Annotated in this window: 18 protein-coding genes and 2 pseudogenes; 9 read left to right on the forward strand and 11 right to left on the reverse strand. The window is 42.1% G+C overall.

Annotated features, from left to right (window positions below):
• Positions 1-348: 348 nt before the first annotated feature.
• The 3 genes and pseudogenes from BLS49_RS25850 to BLS49_RS21830 all read left to right on the forward strand — a co-directional run.
• Positions 349-468: pseudogene (locus tag BLS49_RS25850) on the forward strand (TetR/AcrR family transcriptional regulator); the annotation flags it as partial.
• Between the two features lie 21 nt (positions 469-489).
• Positions 490-891 carry a hypothetical protein gene (locus tag BLS49_RS21825; protein ID WP_245742696.1) on the forward strand — a complete coding sequence of 134 codons (402 nt, stop codon included), beginning with the start codon at positions 490-492 and terminating at the stop codon, positions 889-891.
• A 26-nt stretch (positions 892-917) separates the two neighbouring features.
• Positions 918-1,358, forward strand: coding sequence for a nuclear transport factor 2-like protein (locus tag BLS49_RS21830; RefSeq protein ID WP_091235762.1), 441 nt, complete (start codon positions 918-920; stop codon positions 1,356-1,358).
• A gap of 75 nt (positions 1,359-1,433) precedes the next feature.
• Here the strand turns inward: BLS49_RS21830 and opp4C are convergent, their stop codons facing one another.
• From opp4C to BLS49_RS21870, 8 genes are all read right to left on the reverse strand, one after another.
• The gene (gene opp4C / locus BLS49_RS21835; RefSeq protein ID WP_245742700.1) at positions 1,434-2,294 is read right to left on the reverse strand and encodes an oligopeptide ABC transporter permease; all 861 of its coding nucleotides are present in this window, start codon (positions 2,292-2,294) and stop codon (positions 1,434-1,436) included.
• Positions 2,295-2,754: 460 nt separating this feature from the next.
• Complete coding sequence (locus BLS49_RS21840) at positions 2,755-3,708, reverse strand: ABC transporter permease (protein ID WP_091235764.1); 954 nt, start codon at positions 3,706-3,708, stop codon at positions 2,755-2,757.
• Between the two features lie 22 nt (positions 3,709-3,730).
• Positions 3,731-4,567 carry an ABC transporter ATP-binding protein gene (locus tag BLS49_RS21845; protein WP_091235768.1) on the reverse strand — a complete coding sequence of 279 codons (837 nt, stop codon included), beginning with the start codon at positions 4,565-4,567 and terminating at the stop codon, positions 3,731-3,733.
• Complete coding sequence (locus BLS49_RS21850) at positions 4,560-5,561, reverse strand: ABC transporter ATP-binding protein (RefSeq protein WP_091235770.1); 1,002 nt, start codon at positions 5,559-5,561, stop codon at positions 4,560-4,562. Before BLS49_RS21850 ends, BLS49_RS21845 begins: the two co-directional genes overlap by 8 nt.
• Positions 5,562-5,566: 5 nt before the next feature.
• A complete protein-coding gene (locus BLS49_RS21855; protein ID WP_091235771.1) occupies positions 5,567-7,177 on the reverse strand; it encodes an ABC transporter substrate-binding protein in 1,611 nt (536 codons plus the stop codon).
• Positions 7,178-7,336: 159 nt separating this feature from the next.
• Positions 7,337-8,956 (reverse strand): alpha/beta fold hydrolase, encoded by a 1,620-nt coding sequence (locus BLS49_RS21860; protein ID WP_091235773.1) that lies wholly within the window; start codon positions 8,954-8,956, stop codon positions 7,337-7,339.
• Between the two features lie 693 nt (positions 8,957-9,649).
• Complete coding sequence (locus BLS49_RS21865) at positions 9,650-10,441, reverse strand: exodeoxyribonuclease III (RefSeq protein ID WP_091235814.1); 792 nt, start codon at positions 10,439-10,441, stop codon at positions 9,650-9,652.
• A gap of 65 nt (positions 10,442-10,506) precedes the next feature.
• Positions 10,507-10,839 (reverse strand): antibiotic biosynthesis monooxygenase, encoded by a 333-nt coding sequence (locus tag BLS49_RS21870; protein ID WP_091235775.1) that lies wholly within the window; start codon positions 10,837-10,839, stop codon positions 10,507-10,509.
• A gap of 218 nt (positions 10,840-11,057) precedes the next feature.
• Here BLS49_RS21870 and BLS49_RS21875 point away from each other — a divergent pair, with 218 nt between their 5' ends.
• The 3 genes from BLS49_RS21875 to BLS49_RS21885 all read left to right on the forward strand — a co-directional run bounded on the left by BLS49_RS21875 (position 11,058) and on the right by BLS49_RS21885 (position 13,963).
• Complete coding sequence (locus BLS49_RS21875; RefSeq protein ID WP_091235776.1) at positions 11,058-11,384, forward strand: ArsR/SmtB family transcription factor; 327 nt, start codon at positions 11,058-11,060, stop codon at positions 11,382-11,384.
• Positions 11,385-11,526: 142 nt separating this feature from the next.
• On the forward strand, positions 11,527-13,302 hold the full coding sequence (locus BLS49_RS21880) for a SulP family inorganic anion transporter (protein WP_091235778.1): 1,776 nt from the start codon (positions 11,527-11,529) through the stop codon (positions 13,300-13,302).
• 121 nt (positions 13,303-13,423) lie between these two features.
• Positions 13,424-13,963 carry an HXXEE domain-containing protein gene (locus BLS49_RS21885; protein ID WP_245742698.1) on the forward strand — a complete coding sequence of 180 codons (540 nt, stop codon included), beginning with the start codon at positions 13,424-13,426 and terminating at the stop codon, positions 13,961-13,963.
• Here BLS49_RS21885 and BLS49_RS21890 read toward each other — a convergent pair.
• A complete protein-coding gene (locus BLS49_RS21890) occupies positions 13,953-15,191 on the reverse strand; it encodes a purple acid phosphatase family protein (protein WP_091235781.1) in 1,239 nt (412 codons plus the stop codon). The two genes, BLS49_RS21885 and BLS49_RS21890, sit on opposite strands and share 11 nt — an antisense overlap.
• Before the next feature lie 154 nt (positions 15,192-15,345).
• Between BLS49_RS21890 and BLS49_RS21895 the strand changes: the two genes are divergently transcribed.
• The 3 genes from BLS49_RS21895 to BLS49_RS21905 are packed head-to-tail and all read left to right on the forward strand — an operon-like array spanning position 15,346 to position 18,660.
• Positions 15,346-16,059 carry a polyphosphate polymerase domain-containing protein gene (locus BLS49_RS21895; RefSeq protein ID WP_091235783.1) on the forward strand — a complete coding sequence of 238 codons (714 nt, stop codon included), beginning with the start codon at positions 15,346-15,348 and terminating at the stop codon, positions 16,057-16,059.
• 3 nt (positions 16,060-16,062) lie between these two features.
• Positions 16,063-16,767, forward strand: coding sequence for a DUF4956 domain-containing protein (locus BLS49_RS21900; RefSeq protein ID WP_091235784.1), 705 nt, complete (start codon positions 16,063-16,065; stop codon positions 16,765-16,767).
• 21 nt (positions 16,768-16,788) lie between these two features.
• Complete coding sequence (locus tag BLS49_RS21905) at positions 16,789-18,660, forward strand: CotH kinase family protein (RefSeq protein WP_091235786.1); 1,872 nt, start codon at positions 16,789-16,791, stop codon at positions 18,658-18,660.
• Between the two features lie 48 nt (positions 18,661-18,708).
• Here the strand turns inward: BLS49_RS21905 and BLS49_RS25415 are convergent, their stop codons facing one another.
• Together BLS49_RS25415 and BLS49_RS25855 are read right to left on the reverse strand one after the other, a co-directional pair.
• Positions 18,709-24,369: a starch-binding protein gene (locus BLS49_RS25415; RefSeq protein WP_245742702.1), complete on the reverse strand. Its 5,661-nt coding sequence runs from the start codon at positions 24,367-24,369 to the stop codon at positions 18,709-18,711.
• Positions 24,370-24,441: 72 nt separating this feature from the next.
• Positions 24,442-25,947 (reverse strand): annotated as a pseudogene (locus tag BLS49_RS25855) (alpha-amylase); the annotation flags it as partial.
• Positions 25,948-26,415: the final 468 nt, after the last annotated feature.

A 26,415-nucleotide genomic window follows, 5' to 3' on the forward strand; every position in this document is an offset into this window, starting at 1 on the left:
AAATGTACAGGCTTTCTCTAAGGATTCTCTTCAAACTAGTCTATTCTGAACCATATTCCTGCATTTTTGCAGGCTTTTGTTCATCCTTTCAAGACTACTTTTAAAAAACTGCATTTTTGCATCCTTTTCCTGATATCTTGCCTTTATACTGCTAAACAAGAAGCGTCCCTCAAAGTTATCTTAGATAACTTTTGGGACAGCTTCTTCTTTATATTATGTGCATTGAAATTAATAAATGCCATCTTTACAGAGTGACGCTCGGTATGTTATATTTTTTTCCATAAATTATATTAACAAAAGAAAGGCGGGGTCCTTACGAAAACCGCTACTCCTTATACACTTCAGCTCATTCTCGACGTTACAAAATCATTAGTGTTAAAGCTGGGCTGCAAAAAAACAACGCTGAACGAAATTATTGCTCAAAGCGGGGTGTCCAACGGAGGACTATATCATTACTTCAAAAGTAAAGATGAAATATTCGGTGTGATCATGAAACAACGTATGGATGAGATCAATGAACGATTTTACCGTGAAGCTGATTTGAGCCTGGTCGGTCCCACCTCCATCATCGTTAATGAACTGTTCGGAAACCACGATAACTGCAAAATTTTTCGCAGCATTTTTCTGTATTTGGTCAGTCAGCCTGAAAATCCAAGAACTCAAAAAATCATTAGTGAACTCCACGATTATTGGCTGGAGCTTGGCAGCAGTTGGATCTCACTTGGACAAAAGGATGGTTTGATCGACCCCTCATTAGAGCCAAAACAGACGGCAAGCTATATTGTTTCATACTATTTCGGCTTACTTATTAACTCCGCATATGTTGCAGATGAATCACTCTTCAAGCCTGAAGCTATTATTCCGTTCGTTACAAGATTCCTGCGAGTATAAAAAATTTTCTAATTGGGGGCATGGGCATGTATGTGCGTAAATGGTTCACTCTGTATTTCCCGGTCATTGTAATTTCTATATTTGTTTTACAAGGCTGCTCCAGCTCCTCAACAGCTTCAACAAAGCCAGCTAGTCTGTCTGCAGAAGAGGTCATTCAACAATATATAAACGGCTGGGCTGAAAATGATCCTGCTTCCGTAGCAGCTTTGTTCTCGGATTACGGATTATACAAAGATCCAACCTATCCACAAGGTATACACGGAGAGGAATTAGAGGAGTACATCACCTATGTCTGGAAGCGATATCAAGGGCAGACCTTCAAGACTGACAATCTTAAAAAAATTGACGATGCTCACTATACATTTGATTGGTGGATAGAAAATGACAATGGAAGCCGCTCTATTACTGGCTACGATACGGTGGAAATTATAGATAGCAAGATTGTGCTGCTGCAAGGTGCGTTCTAAGGTTCTGATCATCACAAAAAACAACCCCCACTTGTGAAAAAAACTCCAACGGGGGTTGTACATAATCTATGTTCACTATTTGTTATTCTTCGGATCAAGCGCATCACGAAGCGCATCTCCTACAAAATTAATCGCTAATACCGTTAGAATGATCATTAACCCTGGAGGAAGCCAGAGCCATGGCTGTGAGGTAAGTACGGTCAATGATTGTGCACTCGACAGCATATTCCCCCAACTTGGTGTTGGCGGTTGCACACCGAGCCCCAAGAAGCTGAGTGCGGCTTCATCCAGTATCGCTCCGGCCACCCCTGATGTAGCATAGACCAGAATTGGCGCTATGACATTCGGGAGAATGTGTGAAAATAACATTCTTACATGACTGAAGCCCAGAACATACCCTGCTTTAACATAATCACTCTCTTTGACTGAAAGTACATTTCCTCGAACCAATCTTGCCACCCCAGGCCAACCAAGCACACCAAGAATCAGAATGATATTTACAAGTCCCGGACCTACGATGCTGGCAACCACTAAAATCAACATGATGTAAGGAAATGACATGAAGATATCCGTCAAACGCATAATGATGTTATCAACCCAACCGCCGAAATAACCGGATACAAGCCCAAGAATCGTACCGATGATCGCGGAAATGAGGATCGCCCCGATCCCGACTGCAAGGGACACCCTTGCGGCATATAGTAGACGAGTCAATTGGTCTCTTCCCACCTGATCAGTACCAAGCCAGTGCTGCATAGAAGGCGCTGCACCAAAACTTTCGGTTACGGTTGTGGGATCATATGGTGTTAGAAAAGGAGCAAAAATCGCGCAAAGTGTAAGAAAGCCGATCACAAAGAGACCTGCTACTGCTAACTTGTGTTTTCTGAACCTGCGCCAGAACAGCACCGAAGCTTTTTCTTCCCCTTCAGGCCACATGCTTGCTGGTTCATCCTGCGATTCTCTTCGCCCGCCAAAATACCTCTTCATTAGATTCATTTAACTAACCGCCACTCTTGATTTTTTGAATTCCTCTTAATCATGTTCAAAAATCAGCTTTTCAGCACCGAGAAGGTTGGATGAAGCAGGAACTGAGGAGCGGAGCGTACGTTTTTTGTACGTGAGCACCGGAAGTTGCTGCTGAATTCAAGATTCGATGCCGAGTTACTCTTCTTCGAATAACTTCGTGATCAAAAGCTGATTTTTTGAATTCCTCTTTTAATCATGTTCAAAAAATTAGCTTTTCAGCACCAAGAAGGTTGAATGAAGCAGGAACTGAGGAGCGGAGCGTACGTTTTTTGTACGTGAGCACCGGAAGTTGCTGCTAAATTCAAGATTCGATGCCGAGTTACTCTTCTTCGAATAACTTCGTGATCAAAAGCTGATTTTTTGAATTCCTCTACTTGTTGTATTTGATTCTTGGGTCTACTAGGGCGTACACAATATCCGTCAACAAATTAGCTCCAATGACAATAACCGCCGCCATCAAATTCAGTCCCATTATCGTAGAATAATCCCGGCTCATAATGGATGACATGGTCAACTGACCTATTCCCGGCCATGAGAAAATCTGCTCGATCACTACGGCTCCTCCAAAGAGAATCGGAATTTCCATACCGAGGACCGTTACAATAGGGATCAACGCATTTCTTACTGCATGTCGGTTGATGACAAGCGTTTCTTTAAGCCCTTTTGCGCGTGCTGTCCGTAAATAATCCTGTTCCAAAACCTCCAGCATGCTAGAACGAACATACCTGATATTTCTCCCTGCCACATTCGCCGTAAGGACAATCACAGGCATAATCATATGAAGCAAAATATCGACGAAGCCGCCGTTTCCGCCAAGAGTAACCATGCCGCTGGAAGGTAGTATTTTAAGCCAAATTGAAAAAACATAAATGAGACCTAATCCAAGAAAAAAGTTAGGGATCGATATTCCGAGAAAAGACCCGGTCACAGCCGCATAATCCAATTTGGAATATTGCCGTCTGGCGCTAAGAATGCCTAGTGGAATTGCGATCGCAACGCCAATAATTAGCGATACCCCCATCAGCAGTAAAGTTGGTCCCATACGAGACATAATCATTTTGCCGACCGGTTCATAGGTTACCATTGAATAACCCAAATCTCCCTGCAGCAAATGGGTAAACCAATTCCAGAACTGCACATAGGCAGGAGCATTTAGCCCAAGCTCAATTCGTTTAGCTTCCAGAGCTTCTGCTGGAATTTGCGGACTGATCAGCATGTCTACAGGATTTCCCGGGGCCATCTTCATGATGATGAAGTTAATGATGGTTACACCCAGTAGAACCGGAATCGCAATCAGCAGCCGTCTTATAACATACTTAAGCAAGAAACAACACCTCGGATCTTAATCAACCTGGGACATTCGTCAACTTTTTCTTATTTCTAAGCCTTGGATCAGCAATAGGACTGGCATCGAGCAACGCTTTTGTATATGGATGCTTCGGATCGTGGAATATTTCAGCTTTGTTGCCGATCTCCACAATTTTCCCCTGATGCATAACTGCTATTCTATCACTTACATATTTTACTGCGCCTAAACCATGAGCAATAAATAAGTAGGTTAGATTCAGTTCCTTTTGTAAATCTTTTAGCAGGTTAAGAATTTGTGCCTGTATCGATACGTCTAATGCAGATACAGGTTCGTCACAAATGATAAGTTTTGGCTTTAGAGAAAGCGCTCTGGCTATGCCAATTCTTTGTCTTTGTCCACCGGAAAATTCATGCGGATAACGATTTTTACTGCTGCGTGGAAGTCTCACAAGCTCAAGCAGCCGATCCACTTCGCCCGAAATGTCCTTAGCAGGTACAATACGGTGAACTTTAAGTGGCTCGGCAAGCAAATCAGCAATACGCTTTCGTGGATTAAGAGAGGAGTAGGGGTCCTGGAATACAATCTGCAGCTCTGATCTCAGGTTCATCATTTCTTTAGAGCTTAGACCTGATATGTCCCTTCCGTCAAATAAAATACGCCCATCCGTTGGCTTCTCAAGCCCGACGATCATTTTGCCAATCGTCGATTTCCCTGAGCCTGACTCACCAACTAAACCAAGCGTCTCACCAGGATAGATTTGAAAGCTTACACCATCAACAGCTTTGACATCACTTGGATAATATTTTTTCAAGTTTTCCAGAGTAAGCAGCGGTTGGAGACCATTATTATCGCGAATATGATTTTCGTTACTCATAAGCCACCTCCTCTACTCCGCCCTCGATACGCTGAGCTTCCCAGCACCGGGTAAAGTGATCCTTGCCTGTCACAGTCAAAAGTGGCATTTCCGCATGACATTTCTCTGTGGCATACGGGCAACGATTATAGAAGCGACAGCCTTGAATGGACTCATATCTGGCCGGAACAGCACCTGGAATGGATTCAAGCTCCGCATCATCATCACTGTCTAGACGAGGTATAGATTTCAGAAGTCCTTGTGTATACGGATGCTTTGGATCTTCAAACAGTGTAAACACATCGGCCTCTTCGACTACTTGTCCAGCATACATAACCAATACGCGATCAGCCATCTCAGCTACTACGCCTAGATCATGAGTAATAAGCAGAATAGCTGTACCTGATTCCTCACATAGCTCCTTCATCAGCTTCATAATCTGAGCCTGTACTGTAACATCAAGCGCTGTTGTAGGTTCATCAGCGATTAGTACCTTCGGCCTGCAAGACATAGCCATCGCAATCATAACCCGTTGTCTCATCCCGCCTGACAGGGCGAACGGATATTCCTTCATAATGGCTTCAGGTCTAGGCAGTCCGACCTTTTTCAGCATCTCGACTGCGCTTGCCCAAGCTTCCTTCTTGCTCTGTTTTAAATGAATCATAATAGATTCACACATCTGGTAACCGATCGTCAGCACCGGATTGAGCGAGGTCATCGGCTCCTGAAAGATCATCGACATTTGGTTTCCCCGAATATCACACATTTCCTGATCGTTCAGTTTCAGAAGATCCTTGCCCTCAAACAGCACCTGACCACCCATGATGCGGCTGCCAGTTCCAAGCAGCCGCATCATAGACAATGCCGTAACGCTCTTACCGCTACCTGATTCCCCTACAATGGCAAGGGTCTCACCGGATTTCATACGAAAGCTTACGTCATCCACACTGACGATGGTTCCATAATCACTCTCGAATCCCGTCTTCAGATGGTCGACCTTGAGCAAATCATTCATGTTTATCACTTAACATCCCATTCATTTACATTATTGAACATTCCAAAATCTTTAGGTGTTGCACCAGACACTCTCTCATTCACTGCGCCCAAAGGACGAGTAGCATAGATAGATGGCATCGGTACATCTTCAGCTACGATTTTTTGCAGTTCACTGTAGTATTGTTTGATCTTGCTTTCATCCACTTCAGTACCAAGAGAAGCCAAAAGCTTGTTTACTTCAGGATTGCTGTATCCGTTAGGATTTCCTTCGCCCAGGAAGTAAGCAACGTCTGGAAGCGGGTTAACCGGAACCATGGATACTGTCAAAATGCCAAGATCATAATCCAAAGCAACGATTTTATCGATCAGTGTTGCAAGGTCTGCCATTTGGATTTTTACATTGATTCCAGCGGCCTTAAGGTTTTCTGCCATAATGTTAGCAGCTTGTTCAAGTGTGCTGTCTCCGGAGAGAACGGTTAATGTCAAAGTTTTGCCTGCATCCCAGCCTGATTCCTGCAGTAGGCTCTTCGCTTTTTCAGGATCATAAGCTACTGGCTTAATGCCGGAATCTACATATGGACTGTAGCTTGTAAAGAAACCATCTACTACTTCGCCAGATCCTTTAAGCAGATTGTTAACGATCATTTCACGGTTAATCGCATAAGAAATAGCTTGTCTTTGTTTAGCATCAGGTACGGTTTTCTCATTAATGTACATAAATTGTGTTGCAATCGCAGGACCATCCGTGGTTTTAATGCCTTGAAGTCCTTTAATCTTGTCATAATCCGCAATCGGAATAACCCCTGCCGATGGAATGTTCATATCAATCTCACCGCTTTGCAGCTGTGAGGAAATTGCAGTTGGCTGCAGTACTTTAAAGTTTAATTGATTCAGCTTAGAAGCGCCTTTAAAGTAATCTGCATTCGCTTCAAATGTCACATAATGATCACGGCTGTATTCTACAAGCTTGAAAGGACCGTTCGTTACCGAAGGTTTTTGCATAAATTCGCTCTTATTAATATTTTCAGGTGCAACATCCTTCAAGGCAGACTGAGGTACTGTCAGCAAATATCTTCCGATTGAATCCTGGAAAATACTCAGTGTCGTAGGAGCTTTCGTTTTAATTGTTAACGTATGGTCGTCCACTTTGGTAATACCGGAAATATCCTCTTTACCTTCAGGCAAATAACCTGCATCATCCAACCCTTCAATTATTGCATACATATAAGCATAGGTTGAAGCCACTTTCGGATTAGCCATCAATTTAAATGTAAAAATCACATCATCTGCCGTAACCGGATTTCCATCCGTCCATTTAGCATCCTTGTTCAGGTTAATAGTAAAAGTCTGATTATCCTTTGTCTCGATCGAATCAGCAAGCATTGGCTTGAATGTCAAATCTTCATCGATTTCAACCAGCGGCAAAAACATGAGTCCAGTCACGTAAGAGGATACAAGACCTACCGGAGATAATGGGTTCAATGTATTAGGAGAATAGGTTACCCCGATGTTTACGACTTTTTTGGATGTATCGGTTTTTGGTTGCTCTGTTGTAGTATTCGTTGTGCCACAAGCTGACAACACAGTTAATGCTGCAATAAGGATTATTGTCAATAACTTAGATCTGGCCTTCATTCTAAAGTTTCACTCCTTCATTTTAATTCCGAGTATTTAACCCTGTTTTAACAGTATTGTACTGATTCGGGATTTTGTCAACTATTGTCTTAAACTGTCGATATAACAATCCTTTCATTATAACGATCCTGAATCTAATTATCTACTGTTTCATTATTGCTAAATAACTTGTTTTTCTCCAGCTGTCACCTCAAAAGGCAACCGATTCTGTGCTGGAGGAAATGGACAATTAAAATGTGGAGAGAACGCGCATGGAGGCAAGAAACTGCGATTAAAATCAAGAGTTGCCCCGCCGTCCGTATCAGGAGTAACTACAAGCATACGTCCCAGCCCGTAAGTGCTCTTTCCATTGCTCTGATCTCCAAAAATAACAATCAATGAACCAGAAGAAAGAAAGGGTGTGAAAGCAAAGATCTTGTCTTCTATAGTAAAGGAGATGTCGCCGGGTGACTGATGATATCGCAAATTACCTTCAGCATCATCTACATGAGCAAATGCCATCGTCCGATCGTTATCCCCTTTTACGAACTTGCCTTTGATTACCCATTTACGATCATATGCAAAAGAATCAATTCCTTTAAAACTATGAATTGCATCAGCCTCAGCATCATAAATCGATAACAAATGATTGGAACCTGGTTGTGTCGTAGCGACAGCGGTCAACGTATCAGAAATACGTACTGTCGTCACATCAGCCTCTAAAGTAATCGTGCCTTCGATCATTTGTCCATCAACGGTTAATTCATCACTTGCTGAAGCCGTCAAGGTAAGTCCAGGCTGATCCGCATCCAGCGGAGCCCATTGGCCAGGTATTCCCGTGACGCTCATCGGCTCAGAGATGGAATGCAGCGCAATCAATGCAAGATCGCCTTGAAATTCGGCAACCGATTGTTGACGCTCCTGTTTCCATGCTTCATGCTGAGGTACTCTGATCAAAAAATCTGTAAGCTCATCAATAAAATCCTGATGTTCTTCAATAAATGGCATATGTCCGCTCTCATGGAATACCACAAGCTTGGAGTTAGGAATTAGGCTGTGGATTTCCTCTGCTTGAGATAGCGGTGTTATCCAATCGTAATCAGCACCAACAATTAATGTTGGAACTTGAAGAGCTGGAAGCTGCGGCCGAACATCATAATGCGGCATAAAATGCTTGAACGTATAGTTAGCGACCTCTAATGAGCCAATTGGGCGGTTACCTGTCTCCCACATCAATTGTTCATCATGGTTATGGAAATACAAATCATAACAAATGTCCCACCAACGGACTAAATGCTCATCATCCTGTATTCTTCCTTCAAATAATTCAGGTATTACTTTTATCTGCTCCGGCGTACCAATACGCTCTGCAAATTTAAGCGCAGCCTGGTAAAACTCGTGGCTTGGAGCCGTACATACCAAAACAAGACGATCCAATGACTCAGGATATCTTGTAGCATATACCTGTGCCACCATCCCTCCAAAGGAGTGTCCCATTAAAATGATCTTATCGAAACCAAGATGCTGACGAAGCCCTTCAATATCATCTGTTAGCTGTTCCAGGGTACATGTTGCCGGATCAACTCTCTCGGACTGTCCATTGCAACGCAAGTCCATGTAGACAATCTGCATGTGCTCGGAAAGTGGAGTAAGCCATGGCTTGAAATCCGCATGGTCACTTCCCGGTCCGCCATGAATTGCGAAGCACACAGGACGATGTCGCATATACGCTCCATCAGGTACATAACCAGAGCCTTCAATATCAAAATAAATACGTACTCCATTTATAGAAGCAAACATTATAATTTCACTCAGCTTTCTAAATATATATTGTATAAATCATGTGCTCTTCATTATATCATTAAAGATTAAGCATATTAATCATATAAGGTTAATAGAATGATAATTCTCACTATTATACTTTGTCAATTGTATGGTAAATTATCCAACACGTCTTGGAGTTTAGAGCATAGTTCCTACACTAGCGTTGGCATCAAACTGGAGCATGAGCGTCAATTGTGACGTAGAAATGGCGAGGGGATCATCAAACTGGGGCATGAACGTCAATTGTGACGTAGAAATGGTCGGGAGACAAGCTAAAGCATCACTACCTGGAATGAAAATAGAACACTTTAAATTGTGATCGAGCGAAATAGTGCAAATCGCATATATTGGGGAAATAATTTCCTTTATTTCAAAAAAACGAAGTGATTTTGAGATAATAGAGGAAGTATTTTCCCCTATTATTACCAAAACTGCTCCAAAATGTGAAAAATCTGCGGTTAGCACCAAAATAAAGGAAATAATTTCCTTTAAATTATGATCATGAGCGAATTTTTGATGGAATAGGGGAACTTTTTTCCTTTATTGCTGCCAAAGTGTCAAAATGCTGAGATAGGCTTAGTCACGATTACTTGTAGCATACTTTTATTTTCGTAATAAAGCGCAGTTTCTTTCAGATCCAAATCCGGCGCAATAACCAGACGAAGGTTTTCAGTGCTCATAAGGCTTTATTACACCGAAATTGCCAGGAATTTCTAATGTCACACTAACCGGGCAATGATCACTGCCCATGATATGACAATCAATTTCTGCCTCCTGCAAGCTTGTTCCCAAACGTGACGATATCAGAAAATAATCGATCCTCCATCCGACATTGCGCTCTCTGATCTTTGGCATGTAGGACCACCAGCTGTACATATTCTCACGCTCAGGGTACAAATAACGAAATGTATCAATGAATCCGCTCCCGAGGAGAGTCGTCATTTTATCACGTTCCTCTGGTGTAAAGCCGGAATTTCCTACATTGGACTTAGGATTTTTCAGATCGATTTCTTGATGGGCTACATTAAGGTCCCCGCAAACGACAACTGGCTTAATACTGTCAAGCTGCCGAAGGTAGTTCCGAAAACGTTCCTCCCACTCCAAACGATACGGCAATCTGGACAAATCTCTTTTGGAATTCGGCGTATATACTGTAATCAAGTAGAACGAATCAAATTCAAGTGTAATTATCCGTCCCTCTGGCTCAAAATCCTCTTCAATACCATATCGTACGGATAACGGCTTAATTCTCGTAAACATAGCGGTTCCGGAATATCCTTTTTTCTCGGCATAGTTCCAGTACTGCTCGTATTCCTCCCCAATCTCAAGAGCTATTTGTCCTTCCTGAAGCTTGGTCTCCTGAACGCAAAAAACATCTGCATCCACGGCTTTGAAGTAATCATAAAAGCCTTTATTTACACACGCCCTTAGGCCGTTTACATTCCAAGATACTATTTTCATCATTTACCTTCCCCTTATTACTAGACCATCTTACTCCTTCTACTATTATAGTATATTATTCAGGTTTAGCGATACGCCCGCCCACGCTTCACAACTTCAGCATCATATAAGTTTACTGTCGTGCTAATGATGTACTCTGGCGGCTGTTGCCCGCTTTCTTTCGCTTTACGATGTCCTTCAAGATGTGCGTCACTCTTCTCCCAATTTTTCCATGCTTCAACTGACTCCCAACGAATAACGACTACAACTTCCTCTTGCTCCTTGCTTTTTCTGTTTACCATCACGCTAACATCTACGAGCCCTTCCATCTCATGCATAGGGCTATCAGCACTAAATCTTTCCACTACTTTATCGCTATTACCTTTTTCTACAACAATTGCTCTTGTCATAACAAACATAGAATTCGCCTCCTAATATAATGAATATTAATATGATAATGATTATCATTATTGAATCGCTAAGTTCTATTGTATATATCTTGCCACATGAACGTCAACAATCCATCTAAACCCAGAATGTATATATGTTTCTATACAAATAAAATAACGTATGCTATGATATCAAATATTCAAATATTCAGATATATAAAATTACAAATATTAAGGAGTGCATATTGGTGGACGCGAACTTGCAGCAGTTTAAAGCCGAATTTTTCAAAGCCCTTGCCCATCCCATGCGAATTCGTATCCTGGAGGTGTTAGCCGAAGGCGAACAGAATGTGAATGAGCTGCAGACCATTCTTGGTTCAGAGGGATCGGCGGTATCCCAGCAATTAGCCGTCCTTCGGGCAAAAAATCTGGTCAACAGTGTTAAAGACGGAACTACAGTAGTGTACTCATTACGAGATCCGCTACTGAAGGATTTACTCGCTGTAGCCCGGCAAATTTTTAACAATCACCTCATTGAATCTATTTCACTGCTCAAGGACATTCAGAAGCAATAATAAGAATGTCTTGCAGGCAGTCATCTTTCCATATTAAGAGTAGCTCTACTAGAAAGTTTCCCCGCTTTATGCAGGGGGCTTTTTGCGTTCAACCAAATGGTATTACATACAACAGATCATTTAGAAAAGAAGGGTTATTGGAATGAAGTGGACAGGAAGGTTCCAAGGTTATCATGCTGGTGCGTTTCGTAAAGATTTAATCTCGGGATGTATTGTGGGGATCGTAGCCATTCCCCTTGGTATGGCATTTGCCATCGCCTCTGGGGTCAAGCCGGAATACGGACTATATACAACGATTATCGCTGGTATTCTTATCTCATTATTGGGTGGTTCAAAATTTCAGATAGGCGGGCCAACCGGAGCCTTTATACCTATTTTACTTGCTATTGTAATGCAATATGGGTATGAGAATCTTCTGATCGCCGGATTTCTTGCCGGAATCATGCTGGTTCTGATGGGATTGTTCAAACTCGGCACACTCATAAAATTTATTCCCAAACCCGTAACCATCGGCTTTACTGCCGGAATTGCTATCACGATTTTTAGTGGGCAAATTGGCAATTACCTTGGACTGACCGGTGTACAGAGACATGAATATTTTTACGATAATATGAGAGAAATTGTCCTCAGGTTACCTACTCTGAACTTTTACAGCGTTATTACTGCTTGTATCTGTCTCGCAGCTCTTATACTGACACCTAAATATCTGCCTAAAGTGCCTGCTTCTCTTATTGGTATCATCTTGTCCACTCTGTTCGCTGCCTTATTGTTTCCTGATAAGGTAACAACTATTGGTTCGGCCTATGGAACGATTCCTGGTGGTTTACCGACCTTCCATCCGATATCACTTACATGGAACAACATCGCACCTATGTTGCAGCCGGCGCTTATTATTGCGCTTCTTGGCAGCATAGAGTCACTGCTCTCGGCCGTCGTTGCGGACAGTATGACCGAGACGAAGCACAACAGCAATCGGGAGTTGATTGGTCAAGGAATAGCCAATATCATCACACCTTTATTTGGAGGTATACCTGCTACCGGAGCCATTGCTCGTACAGCGACAAACATTAGGAATGGTGCTGTATCTCCCTTTTCCGGGATAATCCATGGTATAGTCGTACTGCTTGTTGTCGTATTGTTTGCCCCTTACGCTTCAGACATACCGCTTGCCAGCATGGCACCTATTTTGATGATGGTAGCTTGGAATATGAGCGAGCGCAAAGCCTTTGTCAAAATACTAAAAACGCGCACAAGTGATTCAATCATTCTGCTTGTCACTTTTCTATTAACGGTATTCTCTACATTAACCATTGCTGTTGAGGTCGGCTTGGGTCTGGCTATACTTTTATTCCTCAAGCGAATGAGTGAAATGCTTACCGTAAATAAAGTACTGCCTGATCATTCTTCGAGTAAACAAAAGGTGCATGCCCACATCGTTACAAAAGAACACGACTGCCCTCAAATCTCAATCTTTACTGTAGATGGACCACTGTTCTTCGGGGCTTCTCAGACCTTCGAAAACTCCTCATCTCTCATGAGAGATGGGCAGCATTTACAGGTCATCATTATTCGTATGGGCAACGTACCTTTCATGGATTTAACCGGAGAAGCGAATTTCGCAAACGTAGTGAAACGTCTACAACGGGCAGGCATTACTGTGTTCATTACCGGAATTCGGCTACAGCCACGAAGACTTCTAAGTAAAACTGGATGCCTTACAAGAATTGGGGAGGATCATGTCTTCGAGCATACGGGAGACGCTCTTGATCAAGCTCTTGGCATCATTCATTACGATAAGTGTCTCTCTTGCAGGCACTTCGCATTTAGAGAATGCACAAAACTTAGCGGAGGGGAAATCACGCAACACAAACCTGCTTTGCAGGCCAATTCTTCAAGCACACTTCTAAGTAAGGCATAAAATATAAGCCATTCTTGTTCAATTGATAATGACAAGAATGGCTTTTAATTTTGGGAATATTAGCTTATAATCCAGATAAGAATTTATTTCCAAATTATAACTTTCAGGAGGGTCCCTCATAATGATCGAATTCTTAAATGACCATATTAATCTAGTAAGCTTGCTGTGGCTCTTCCCTATAACGTTCATGTTTCATGACTTTGAGGAAATCATTACGATAGAAAAATGGATTAAGCGCCACGGAGAACACGTAAAATCCTCAGTACCGCGTTTCGCGCAAAAGCTGTATAACTCCTCCTTTCGAATGAATACGCTCCATTTTGCCAAGGATGTACTCTGGGTTTACAGCTTGATCGTCACTGTTACCGTGCTTGCCGTGTTCTTTCAATTTTACCTGCCGTTTCTTGCAACACTTCACGTATATTTCTTTCATGTATTCACACATGCAGGTCAATCTATTTTTTTAAGAAAATATACACCCGGCGTCATCACCGCAGTCCTTCCTGTCTTGCCGTACTCACTATATGCTTATTACCGACTGTTCTCTGATGGTGTTGTTACCTCACAAGACCTGACGTGGAGTCTGATTCTTATGGTAATCCTTCTTCCGGTCGCACTGACCTTATTAATTAAAGGTAGAAAGGGATATCTCACTTCTTAAGGAGAAACTCATCCAACTTCTCGCCATCAACGTCGTAAGCCTCATAGACCAGCTTATTTCCATTTACGGTAATACCCGCAAACATTTGCTTATAATTTTGAAAATGAACCGCATGATAAAACTGGTCTTCCTTCTTGTCATTAAACTTTTGTCCCGCTGTATTCGTAGTTACATAGACCGTACCTTCACCATCATTAACAATCACTCCATCCCGTAGCGGGTATGATCTTGAATACTCATGATTATGGCCTTGAAGCACAAGATCAACACCATACTCATCAAATACCTTGACCCATTTTTCAACTTTATCATACGTATTCCCGCCGTAAGCAGGTCGATGCATCGCAACAATTGTCCACTGCTGACTTGAGCTTTCCAGATCATTTTTTAGCCAACCTAATTGTCCCTTAATATTTGACTCCGTGTTAAGAAATACGAAATGAACATGACCATAATCAAATGAATAGTTAGTTCCAGAAATTGATTCCTCATCCCCATTGATCGGTAGATTAAAATGCCCTGCATAAACATCCGCATTCTTATCCACTTCATCATGGTTTCCGGTGACGGGCATGAGCGGTATTTGTGCCAGACGCCCCTTTGCCTTGTTTACAAAGAAGCTCCAAGCCTCCTCATTCTCTGGTTCCTCAGTCAAATCCCCATTGTGTACGATAAACTTAGCCTCCGGGAAAATAGCAAAAGCCTGATCTAGTGTTTTTCCCCATAATCCAAAATCAGCCTCAGTCACCCCTTGTGAATCCGTCACATTGATGAAGGTGAAATGATCCTCGTTATCTTTTTCTGTAGTAAAAGTATAAGCTTCACTCCACTCTTCCTGCTTTCCGCTTCCCACCCTGTACACATAAGTAGATCCAGACTGTAATCCTGTTACTTCAGCTTTATGGACCGCTTTATTTTTTCCATCTGAATTCTTAATCACGGACGAGGTTACCTGATAGGTTGTGATTAATGAGGATGGATCTTCAAGGACGTTTGCTTCTGTACCTTGAGCAATTTGTACAATGCCTTCAGCATCAGGATCATTCGTAAACCAGGTAAAAGCTCTGGAAGTTTGCCCATCACCTTTAAATGTAGTTATCAAATCATACGGATTTTCACCTCTATGATCGTTGACTCCGTGTTGTATCCACTGAAATACTATTACACCTGCTATTAAAAGAATACATATACCTGTAATCCACCACATATCAGACTTTAATCCTTTCATTGTTGCGCCCTCCTATTTCATCCATATGTTAACGCAATATTAACTAAGTGTAAAATAACTTTCAGTTTACATTCAGTTTGCTTTAAGTGAAAAATAAGGTTCGCTTGTTAATATAGGTTCTGTAAACGACGTAGAGATGAAAAGAGGTGCATATGTGAATAAGAAGCTTAAATACCGTCATGAACTCAAATTTATGATTAACCAGCATCAGTACTTCCTGATCAGACAAAAGTTGAAGAACTTGATGGAGCAAGACCAAAATGTGGGCGATGACGGACAATATCATATCCGCAGCTTGTATTTCGATGATATGGATAACAGTGCGCTGCAGGATAAGCTTGGTGGAATCCGGGATCGGAGTAAATACCGAATCCGTATATATAACTGCAAAGATAATGTCATCCATTTTGAGAAAAAAATCAAGTTTAACAACTTCATTGCAAAGCTAAAAGAGCCACTAACACGAAAAATGTACGATGAAATTCTGATTGGAAACTACGAGGTACTGAATCAGCCTGAAAAACCGTTCAGCATGGAATTATACAACGAATTAAAACATAATTTGCTCCAGCCTAAGGTCATCGTCGATTACGTCCGCGAGCCTTATGTATGCCATAACGGTAACGTCCGCATTACCTTTGACAAGGAGCTTCGCACCGGGCTTCATGCCATTGATATTTTTGATCCTGATCTGAAACCTGTACAAGCTATCGACAACGATCTGATCATTCTGGAAGTAAAATTCGATGAATATCTTCCGGAGTATATCAAGCTCGCGGTACAACTCGAAGGACTGCAGCAACAGTCCGCTTCAAAATACGTAATTTGCCGAAAATATCTTAAAACTAATTCCTGGGAGGATTATTGATTTATGAACACGACAACGACAAATTCTTCAACCACTAATTTTAGTGATATTATTAAAAATTCCATTATGGACAACTTCTCATCTGACATCAGCTTGTCCAAAATTCTGATCACACTCGGTATTTCTTTTATCATTGGCTTATTCATTTTCATTCTTTATAAGCGAATTTTTAGCGGAGTGCTATATTCCAAAAGCTTCAATGTTTCCTTGATCGGTATGACGATGATTACCGCACTCGTTATTATTGCTATTAACTCCAATCTCGTATTGTCACTTGGTATGGTCGGTGCGTTGTCCATCGTTCGTTTCAGAACTCCGATCAAAGACCCAACAGATCTGATCTTCTTGTTCTGGGCTGCTGCTGCAGGTATCGTAACAGGCGCTGGTTTCTTCACACTGTCCATCATAGGTTCTGTCATTATTGGCTTGGTTCTATTCCTGTTCATTAAGAATACAAAGGTCGAAAATCCATACCTGCTCGTAGTTAACTGTGACAGTGATGAAAGCGAACAATTAGTGCATACGCAAATGGCTCAATTCGTTAAACGCTATAATGTGAAACAAAAAACGGTATCCCGTGGCAACATCGAAATGACACTTGAAGTCCGTCTCCGTGATGGTGAGGGCCGTTTTGTTAACCAAATTTCAGAGCTAGGCGGAGTCAAAAATGCCGTTCTGATCAGCTTCAATGGTGATTACGTATCCTAAACTGCTTGGAGGTGTGAGTGAATGAGGTCAAAGCTATACACTCTTCTTCTGTGCCTATGCTCTATAATCCTGGTCGTTGGGCTTACTGGTTGTAAGTCCAACGCGACTACGACGACAAGTAATACAAGCACAGAGAACAGTGCAAATACCGCAGTCTCTAAAGAAGAACAATATCTTGATGAGTCTGTATTCCCTAAAGATAAGGTAGTAGACGTTAAAATTACAATTGATGAAAATGACTTCCAGGATATGCTCGATAACGCAAGTGCTGAAGAATATAAAGAAGCATCCCTCGATTACAACGGAATTCATTTCGATAATATCGGAATTCGTACGAAGGGGAATTTAAGTTTGCGCAGTGTCGTACAAATGTCCGATTCCGACAGATACAGCTTTAAGCTTTCTTTTGACGAATATGTGAATCAAACGCTAGAGGGCATCAGCAAAATCAATTTGAACAATAATTATAGTGATGCTTCCTATATGAGAGAATATTTAACTTATGAATTAGCCGAACAAATGGGCCTTCCTACTCCGAAGTATTCCTTTGTTAATGTATATGTAAACGATAAGCTGTGGGGCTTCTACCTGGCTGTTGAGCAAATCGATAATGCTTATTTGGAACGGAATTTTGGCAATTCATACGGAGCTCTATATAAAGGTGAAATGACAGGCAGCGGCAGTGATCTGACATGGCTTGGCGAGGATACAAGTTCCTATACAGGTCTTGCTCTCAAATCAGAAACAACGAATGATGATATCTTGATTGACATGCTTAATGAGCTTAACAATGGTACTGATTATGAAAAATATTTGGATGTAGAGGAAGCTTTAAAATACATTGCTTTACAAGTCGTAACGAACAATACCGACAGCTACATTGGAGGCAATAAGCAAAACTATTATTTATATGAAGATGACGGTGTGTTCTCCGTACTTCCATGGGACTATAATATGGCCTTTGGTGGTTTAGGAGGCGGCGGTGGCATGGGTGGTGGCTTTGGTCGCGGACAGCGTACAACCAATACCGAATCCACAAACACTACTGATAATTCCAACGCTCAACAAGATCGTGCAGCTGCTGCTGGTGATGCTGGAAAAGGCAATACTCGTTCCAGTAGCTATCTTCTAATCGATGAACCAACTTCGGGCTCGGTATCCGATCGTCCCCTCGTAGCAAAATTGCTTGCAGTCAATGAATACAAGGAACTTTACCATAACATCATTGAGGAAGCAGTTGAAGGATATCTCTCTAACGATTCGTTTACAGCACGCGTTCAAGAAGTTGCTAATATGATCGATTCATATGTCAAAGCAGATCCTAGTTCATTCTATACTTATGATGAATATACACAAGGCGTAACCAAGCTAATCTCAATCAATGTTTCCCAAGTTGATAATATTAGCCAACAACTTAGTGGAGAAATCGCCTCTTCTGGAGACGGCTCCGGCAGTGGTGATGCCATGGGTATGGGCGGTATGGGTGGCGGCTTTGGCGGTGGCCAACAATTGGGTAACAATACAGAGGGAGATCAACAAGCTCAAGATGCCCAAGGTCAAGGCATGGACGGTAATCCACCGGAACCTCCTGATGGGGTACAGATGCCTCAAGGTGGACCCGGCGCTAATTCTACCCAAGGGCAAGTGGATAACGCCACAACACAAGATACAAATCAGAATGACCAAGGATTCGCTCGCGGTGGAGGATTCCCAGGTGGTGGTGATCGCGGAGGTTTTGGCGACGGTGGCCCTGGTGGAGGAATGAATCCATTTGGTCAAGGGGCTCCAAATACCCAAAATCAAACAACTGAAGCAATCACTGTAGGTGCATCTATTCTGGTGATTCTGTTATCTTGTGTTTTCATAAAATTTTTCAAGAGAAGACGGTTATAATTATACAAAAGAACGGCTCCTTCCGTAATGAAAGGAGCCGTTTCCTGTTTATCTGTGTTGACCGATTCTAGCAAACGGAGCTGTCAACAGATCAATATCAGCCCACTCTAGTGGGGAATTTGATTCACTAACTCCAATTGTATCCAATGTAGTAGGATCATTTGGTAATGTATCCATCGGTGAGAACTCACCTTGATGAAGCATGATGCCAATCCCTACATTTTCAAGATCCGGGTTACCCAGTGCACTAAGTGGAATTCTCGCTTCGTAGAAAGTATCCCGGTTCACATCGTGTCCGAGGGACAAGAATTCAACCAGTTTGGCAGGATCATTTACATCATCAGCATCCTTCACACCCCATAGAGTGTTATATCCAGAGCCTTTAGCAAACTTCACAGTAATTCCAGCTGCAGCACCGGTTTTGTAGTTAATACCACCATCGTCTACTGGGAATAAACCATTAATTGCTTTGGAGATGTAACCACTATGGAACATGTTAGAAGCAATATTGAATTGATAATCCGGCAGATCTATTCCGCCCCAAATCGGTTGGTTTCCATTCTTTTTCCACATATCAACAGAAGCACCATCGCCAGCAATCGTATCAATCGCGATTACTTGCGGCATATCCATAGAGCGAATCGGTGTGCCCCCGGCTGAGCCTGCATTGGCAGGATCAATAATATCCGTCACATCAACATATTGCCATGCCAGATAAAGATATTCATTATCCCATGCTGCCCATAAATGAGAAAGATCCATCGGTGATTCATGAAGTGACCAGTTGTCACCTAAATTACGCGGGTCGTCCCCAGCCATATCGATGGCAATCAGCATGTCGTCAGCCCACTCTCCGCTATTCACACCATCAATTGAAATTGGAGTTGACACACGCTTACCAAGCGTTGGGTTAGTGGAATAAGGTTTGTCACCACCCGGTTGAACAATAACATCAGGTAAAGTAGTTGTAGTAATTGGACTACTCTCTGCAGATATGTTATTTGCCAAATCATACGCCTTGACGGTATATGAATATGTTGTTTCTGCAGTTAGACCTGTATCTGTGTAGCTAGTTGTTAATGAAGTTCCTACTTGTACACTATCACGATAAATTTCATAACCTGTTACACCAACATTGTCTGTTGAAGCATCCCATGTTAGAGATACTACTTTAGCAGCTGGTGTTGCAACAACTCCAGTTGGAACAGAAGGAGCTTCTGTATCATCATTTCCTGAGTTTGGTACGATACCCGATACTTCTGTACTGTAACCCGAGAAGTTACCTGCTGCATCAAAAGCCCGAACTTTATACTTGTAAGTTGTACCTACTGTAACAGCACTATCCGTATAAGAAGTACTAGTCGATGAGAATTTCACAGCATTATTTGTTGCTACATCTGTACGAGTGATCTCATAGCCGGTGACTCCAACATCATCGGTAGATGCTGTCCAGATCAGCTTGATTACTTTTGCCGTTGTATCAGCTGTTGCTGCCAAGTTGCTCGGTGTAGTTGGAGCAGCACTGTCACCAGGTTTTTGCCCTAGTTTCACTTCACCTGCTCCACCATTTGTGCTTGGAATATAGGTGTTGTTCCCTACGTTGAAGAAATAGTTCTTCTGTCCATTGCTATCCCATGTTCCACTACCGTTATTAAAGGCAGCTTCGAGACGTGCTGCTGATCCAATATTTACTGTAATCTTGTTGTAACCAGCTACTTCAGAAGCTTCCATCGCTTTACCTGGAGCTGTGGTCCATGTTCCGCCTTCAGGACGATAATGGATATATGGTGTTGTGTATCCTTGTTTATAGTACACAGTAACCATGTTCACAGCTCCCGGATCTGGAGCTCCTTGCACAATTACACCATTACCGTTATAAGTCCAAGTCCCAACGTTAAATAAATAATTTTTCTGGTTATTGCTATCCCATGTTCCACTACCGTTATTAAAGGCAGCTTCGAGACGTGTTGCTGATCCAATATCGATCGTAATCTTACTGTAACCAGCTACTTCAGAAGCTTCCATTGCTTTACCTGGAGCCGTGGTCCATGCTCCACCTTCAGGACGATAATGGATATATGGTGTGGTATAGCCTTGTTTGTAGTAAATCGTGACTTTGTTGCCACCTGTTCCAGGATCAGCAGTCTTCACATCAATTACATTACTTGCATCTGATACATTGTTCGCTGCATCTCGAGCCTTCACGGAATAAGAATATGTGGTACTAGCAGTAAGTCCTGTATCCGTATATGTTGTAGCTGCAGATGATCCGACCTTTACGTTACCGCGATAGATATCGTAAGCAGCAACTCCAACGTTATCTGTCGAAGCAGTCCAAGATAATGTAACCGTCGTGTCTGTTACACCAGAGGACTTCAACCCAGAAGGAACAGTTGGTTTAATTAAGTCGTCCTCTTCAGGATTTTGATCATACCATGTTCCATTGCTATACCAACCATCCGCGGTACGAGTAAATCCTGGTTTACTTTGACCCGGGTCTTGCTTGCCAGTACTATCTCTGAAAATAATTGTTGCACTATCAACTCCATCGATCTTGTATGAATACCATTCTCCAGCACCCTTAACCATAGCTGGAGCTGTTGCCCAGGTTGGTTCAGTTACTTTAGGAGAGGTTTCATAGTAATACAGTAATGGTGTTGCCCATGCCGAAGGCTTTTTGAAATAAATCGTTAATCCGGCATTAGGGTCTTTCTTCGTATACTTATACTGAGATGAGGTTACTCCTTCATCATTTGCAGCGTACACTCTCAATGTCAGAGTATCCTTATACTCCATATCAGCACCGATCGTTATTTCTGTGCCCTCTGTAAATGTAGTACCGTTTTGCGGATCACTTCCATCGAGTGTATATTTGCCACTTGCTGCTTTTTTGAGATGTAGTGTAATCTTGAGCGTATCCGTTTTGAAAGAACCACCCGCTGGTGATGCAGAAATCGCAGGCAGGTTTGATTCCCCAGTCTGCTCGATTAGAATCAGACCGTTAGTTCCAGCAGTAAATGTTGCTACCCCGCCACTAACGACAGCTTCGTTACCTGTGTAAGCATCACGAACCTTAGTTCCATCCGGGAATACTGAGGATACGTTAACATTAGCTGAACCAGTAGCTCCAACTGCTACTACTACTTTATCTTCTACCCCATTTTTGGAGTAAGTACGACTAAATGTGTACGGGCTATCTCCTATTTTTGCGTGACTACCAGCACCAACCGCAATGTGATTATTACGGAATTGACCTACCTTTTGCCAATGTGACAATACAGATTGATTTACATTGTTCCAGTTCATCGATGAGCGTGTGCCTTGATCTTTATCGGAACCAGTGGCTCCGAATGGTCTCGCTGTTTCATCCCCATAGAAGGTTTGTACTCCGCCAGGCAACAGCAACAAAGTTGTTCCCGCCTGAATGAGTTGACCTCGATCAAACAGGGCAGTATCGTGTGAAGAAATGTAGCTTAACATATTAAAATTGGGGTCCGTATTAATGGAAGAAGCGTAACGACTAAATGTGCCTTCCATATCGTTAATATTTGATTTTTGGAAATCAAAGTTAATTACCGAGTCGAATCCATAATTGAAATATTCGCTCTTGCCTAAACCATGACCAAATACTTCCGCAGTCATCCAGAAGTTATCAGTCCAGTTGGCCCCAGGTTTCGTTGGATTGTTTTGTCTCCACTTCTGAAGTGCAGCTGAGGTGTCAACCTTCAGCTCTTTCCAGTGATCTAATTCTACATGTTTAGCTGTGTCTGCACGGAAACCGTCGATTCCAAACTCTTCTACCCAAGCTGTCAGCCATTTGCTAACATAATCAACCGGAGCGATGTTCAGATCCTGTCTCAAATTTTTCGCAGAAGGAAGAATCCATTGATCATATCCTGTGCTTTCTTTACTCCACTTTGTTTTTAAAAACGTTGGAACAGCCATACTTGTTGATACGTTTGTGCGGAAGTCTGGCAAAGAGCCAACACACTGAGTCAGATCATTGCCGCCGCATTGTTCATATCCGGAAATACCTGCACGTATCCAGTTGCCCCACCAATTAGTCCATGCACTAGCATTCGTATAATTCATACTGTCGTGGTAGCCATGCCAGGTTTGTCCGTTGCCAGGTGTCCAGCTCGAGCTGATACTCTTGGAACCGAAGTTGTAATCCTCCATATCCTTCATTGTTGCATAACCCGGGTGATTCAAAATTACATCGAGAATTACTCTGATTCCTTTAGAATGTGCTGTATCTACGAACGTACGCATATCCTCGATCGTACCCATGTTTTTATCCATAGTAGTATAATCAAGAGCATAATATCCGTGGTAACCGTAATGAGCAAAATCCCCACCATCTCCACCACCAACAAAGCCATGAATTTGTTCGTATGGAGCAGAAATCCAAATTGCGTTTGTACCTAAGTCAGTGAAGTAACCATCATTCAGCTTTTGTGTAAGCCCTTTCAGGTCGCCGCCATGAAAAGTACCGATATTTTTACCAGTGGCGTCAGTCGTCGGTCTGCCATAGGAATTGTTGTTGCTGGAATCTCCGTCCTTAAAGCGGTCTGTAAGAACAAAATACACGTTAGCATTATCCCAGCTAAATGTAGATGGTTGTACAGGTTGATCTTCATCTACCTTCACATTCACAGCTGCACTTGCAGCTGATTTTTGGTCAGCAGTATCTACAGCAACAACAGTATAAGAGTACGTGCTGCCCTTAGTAACAGCTGTGTCTGTATACGAGGTTGTTGTTACAGTGCCAACTATTGTCCCGTTTTTATATACTTCATATGCCTTGATGCCTTTGTCATCTGTCGATGCGGTCCAAGTCAATTTTACAGATGGTATTGAAGTTGCCGTTCCCACTAAGTTTGTTGGCGTAGTTGGAGGCGTATCTTCTCCTGTACCAGAGTCCACCTTAACACTTAGTGCCACACTTGCCGTGGATTTTTGATTGGCTGTATCTACAGCGATAACGGTGTAAGAATACGTACTTCCTTTTGTTACATTTGTGTCCGTGTAGGAAGTTGTTGTTGTTGTTCCAATTTGTGTACCATCTCTGTACACTTCATACGATTTAATGCCCTTGTCATCCGTCGACGCAGTCCAGGTTAGTTTGACAGACGGTGTTGAGGTTACCGTTCCGTTTAAGTTTGTAGGTGTAGTTGGAGGCGTATCTACTCCATTTGGATCCGTATTATACCATGTCGATGATGTCGCATCGTACCAGCCTTCGGCATTTCTCTGAACACCTGCCTGGTTCTGTGCAGGATATTGATTTCCAGAAGCATCTCTGAAAATAAGCTTTGCGCTGCTCGTATTCTGAATGGTGTACTTATAATATCCGTTGCTTTCAGCTACCATGGCTGGAGCATTAGCCCATGTTGGCTCTGTCACCTTAGGTGATGTCTCATAGTAGTACAACAATGGCGTCGACCAGTTAGATGGTTTCTTGAAATGAATGGTCAAGCCAGAGACTACTACATCTGTCACTTTAACGCTTACCGCAACGCTTGCAGCCGATTTTTGATTGGCTGTATCTACAGCGATAACGGTGTAAGAATACGTACTTCCTTTTGTTACATTTGTGTCCGTGTAGGAAGAAGTTGTAGTTGTTGTTCCAATTTGTGTACCATCTCTATACACTTCATATGATTTAACACCCTTGTCATCCGTTGACGCAGTCCATGTCAAATTCACGGAAGGTGTCGTAGTTACTGTCCCTACCAGATTTGTTGGTGTAGTTGGAGGATTGTCAGTAGTAGACGAGGATTTTTTTACCCAGACGGAAACGGAACCACCGTTAACCTTGAAATCACCATTACCTGAAGAATTAATAGTTACAGTTTCTGAACGATTTCCCGTAATGTCATACCAGGTTTCTCCAGCATGCTGTGTTCCGACATACATCGTCTTTGAACCGCCCGATCCATCCGAAATCAACGTTGCCAAGCCAGAGTTTGGTTTCGCCGCAAGACCTTCACGAGTCCAGCCAATGATATCCTGATGATCAATGTAATCGCGTTGAGTTCCATAAGCATAATCTTTTCTCGCTTTGAGAAGCGGATCAAGCTGTGCTTTCTTCGAAGCGATATTATTGTTAGGAATACCATAATAATCGCCGTAGAATACGGAAGGATAACCTTCTTGACGAGTCAAAATGTAAGCGTATGCAAGTGGTTTGAACCAATCACGCACCCATGATTCAAGTGACTGCCCAGGTTGAGTATCATGATTGTCAACAAAAGTTACCGCATTTACCGGTCTCGATTTGACCAAAGTATTGTCCGCAAGAGTACGCATATCGTATCCGCCACTACCATTTGAAGCAGCTTGGAAACGATAGTGCAGAGGAACATCGAATGCTGATACGGAATTGTTAAGTGCATCCAGGTATCCTGTTAGCTTGCCTAAGTTCCCTGACCAATATTCAGCCACAGTGAACAATTCTTTTCCTGTCTTAGCGCGTGCATTAGCTACAAAATCCTTCATGTAACTGGCTTTTACGTGTTTCGCCGTATCCAGACGATAGCCGTCAAGGTTTAAGGTATTAACATACCATACACCCCAGTTTTTAATCTCATTTGCAACATCGCCATTATCAAAGTCTATGTTTTCGCCCATGAGATAGTCATAGTTACCCTTCTCATCATCTACTTCAGATTCCCAGCTTTTACCCGAGAATTTATAGACCGTATCTTTTTTCTTTGCATTCTCATCCCAGCTTGTACCATCGAAATGCTGCCATCTATACTTAAAAGATGAATACTTATTATTTCTGCCATCAAAATTATATTGAGTCCAAGCCTTGATATTGTATTGGCCTGTTGTTTCCTGGTTCCGATTATCACGGTTTACTTCTACTGCGCTACCCGTTTCTAGCCCATCAGCACCCATTCTATGTCCAATAACAACATCTCCATATACCTGGATATTATTGTTATGCAGTGAATTAATAGCTGCCTGGAGCTGATCTTTTGTACCGTACTTTGTACGCACTTCGCCTTTTTGTTTAAATTCACCCAAATCATATAGATCATAAACGCCATAACCAACATCATTAATGCCCGAGTTACCTTTATATGCTGGTGGAATCCATACTGAAGTAATACCAACATTACTCAAATTCGCTGCCTCTGAATTCAGCTTATCCCAATGTGTCCCATTGTTCGGCATATACCATTCGAAATATTGCATCATGGTACCGTTTATCGGTACTGCAGCCGCTGTCTCAACAGCCGGAGAAGCAGTGTTTTCAGCTGCCTCAGCAGTTGGGATGACAGGTGCCACATATATCGAAGTAAAAATTAAGATCGTACTTAACCATAACGATAAAGCTTTAAAGGATCTCCTAAACCTCTTAACCACGAATCAATTCCTCCTCTATAAAATTTAAGTGCTTTCAAATGATAAACAAAAAAATGCAAACGCTTTAAATTTGTGCAATCGTTTGAATAAACTGTGCAGCTAGTGGCTTGCATATAGCAAACTTCCTAATCACCTCCAGCAAAAATAGTAATACATCTCCTCAAATCTACATGAATTGAAAGTGCTTACAATAATCATGATGCTATAAATGTTTAATTTTGGGAGTTGATAACTGGATTTTATCAGAAATTGTTCTATTTTTATAGATAATTTTTACGATTTTGTCATCTTTTTAGAAAAATTAGGCATAAAGTCCCTCTGTTTAAATTCGTCCTCAATTGTAAATAGTAATTTATAAGTAAAAATATTTAACCATGA

Origin of the sequence: Fontibacillus panacisegetis, assembly GCF_900102215.1 — a bacterium.
In the GTDB taxonomy this organism is placed as follows: Bacteria; Bacillota; Bacilli; order Paenibacillales; family Paenibacillaceae; genus Fontibacillus; species Fontibacillus panacisegetis.

Coding starts and splice junctions, on each gene's coding strand:
- BLS49_RS21825 (WP_245742696.1), top strand. CDS start 490: ATGAAACAACGTATGGATGAGATCAATGAACGATTTTACCGTGAAGCT.
- BLS49_RS21830 (WP_091235762.1), top strand. CDS start 918: ATGTATGTGCGTAAATGGTTCACTCTGTATTTCCCGGTCATTGTAATT.
- opp4C (WP_245742700.1), bottom strand. CDS start 2,294: ATGTGGCCTGAAGGGGAAGAAAAAGCTTCGGTGCTGTTCTGGCGCAGG.
- BLS49_RS21845 (WP_091235768.1), bottom strand. CDS start 4,567: ATGAGTAACGAAAATCATATTCGCGATAATAATGGTCTCCAACCGCTG.
- BLS49_RS21850 (WP_091235770.1), bottom strand. CDS start 5,561: ATGAATGATTTGCTCAAGGTCGACCATCTGAAGACGGGATTCGAGAGT.
- BLS49_RS21855 (WP_091235771.1), bottom strand. CDS start 7,177: ATGAAGGCCAGATCTAAGTTATTGACAATAATCCTTATTGCAGCATTA.
- BLS49_RS21860 (WP_091235773.1), bottom strand. CDS start 8,956: ATGTTTGCTTCTATAAATGGAGTACGTATTTATTTTGATATTGAAGGC.
- BLS49_RS21865 (WP_091235814.1), bottom strand. CDS start 10,441: ATGAAAATAGTATCTTGGAATGTAAACGGCCTAAGGGCGTGTGTAAAT.
- BLS49_RS21870 (WP_091235775.1), bottom strand. CDS start 10,839: ATGTTTGTTATGACAAGAGCAATTGTTGTAGAAAAAGGTAATAGCGAT.
- BLS49_RS21880 (WP_091235778.1), top strand. CDS start 11,527: ATGAAGTGGACAGGAAGGTTCCAAGGTTATCATGCTGGTGCGTTTCGT.
- BLS49_RS21885 (WP_245742698.1), top strand. CDS start 13,424: ATGATCGAATTCTTAAATGACCATATTAATCTAGTAAGCTTGCTGTGG.
- BLS49_RS21890 (WP_091235781.1), bottom strand. CDS start 15,191: ATGAAAGGATTAAAGTCTGATATGTGGTGGATTACAGGTATATGTATT.
- BLS49_RS21900 (WP_091235784.1), top strand. CDS start 16,063: ATGAACACGACAACGACAAATTCTTCAACCACTAATTTTAGTGATATT.
- BLS49_RS21905 (WP_091235786.1), top strand. CDS start 16,789: ATGAGGTCAAAGCTATACACTCTTCTTCTGTGCCTATGCTCTATAATC.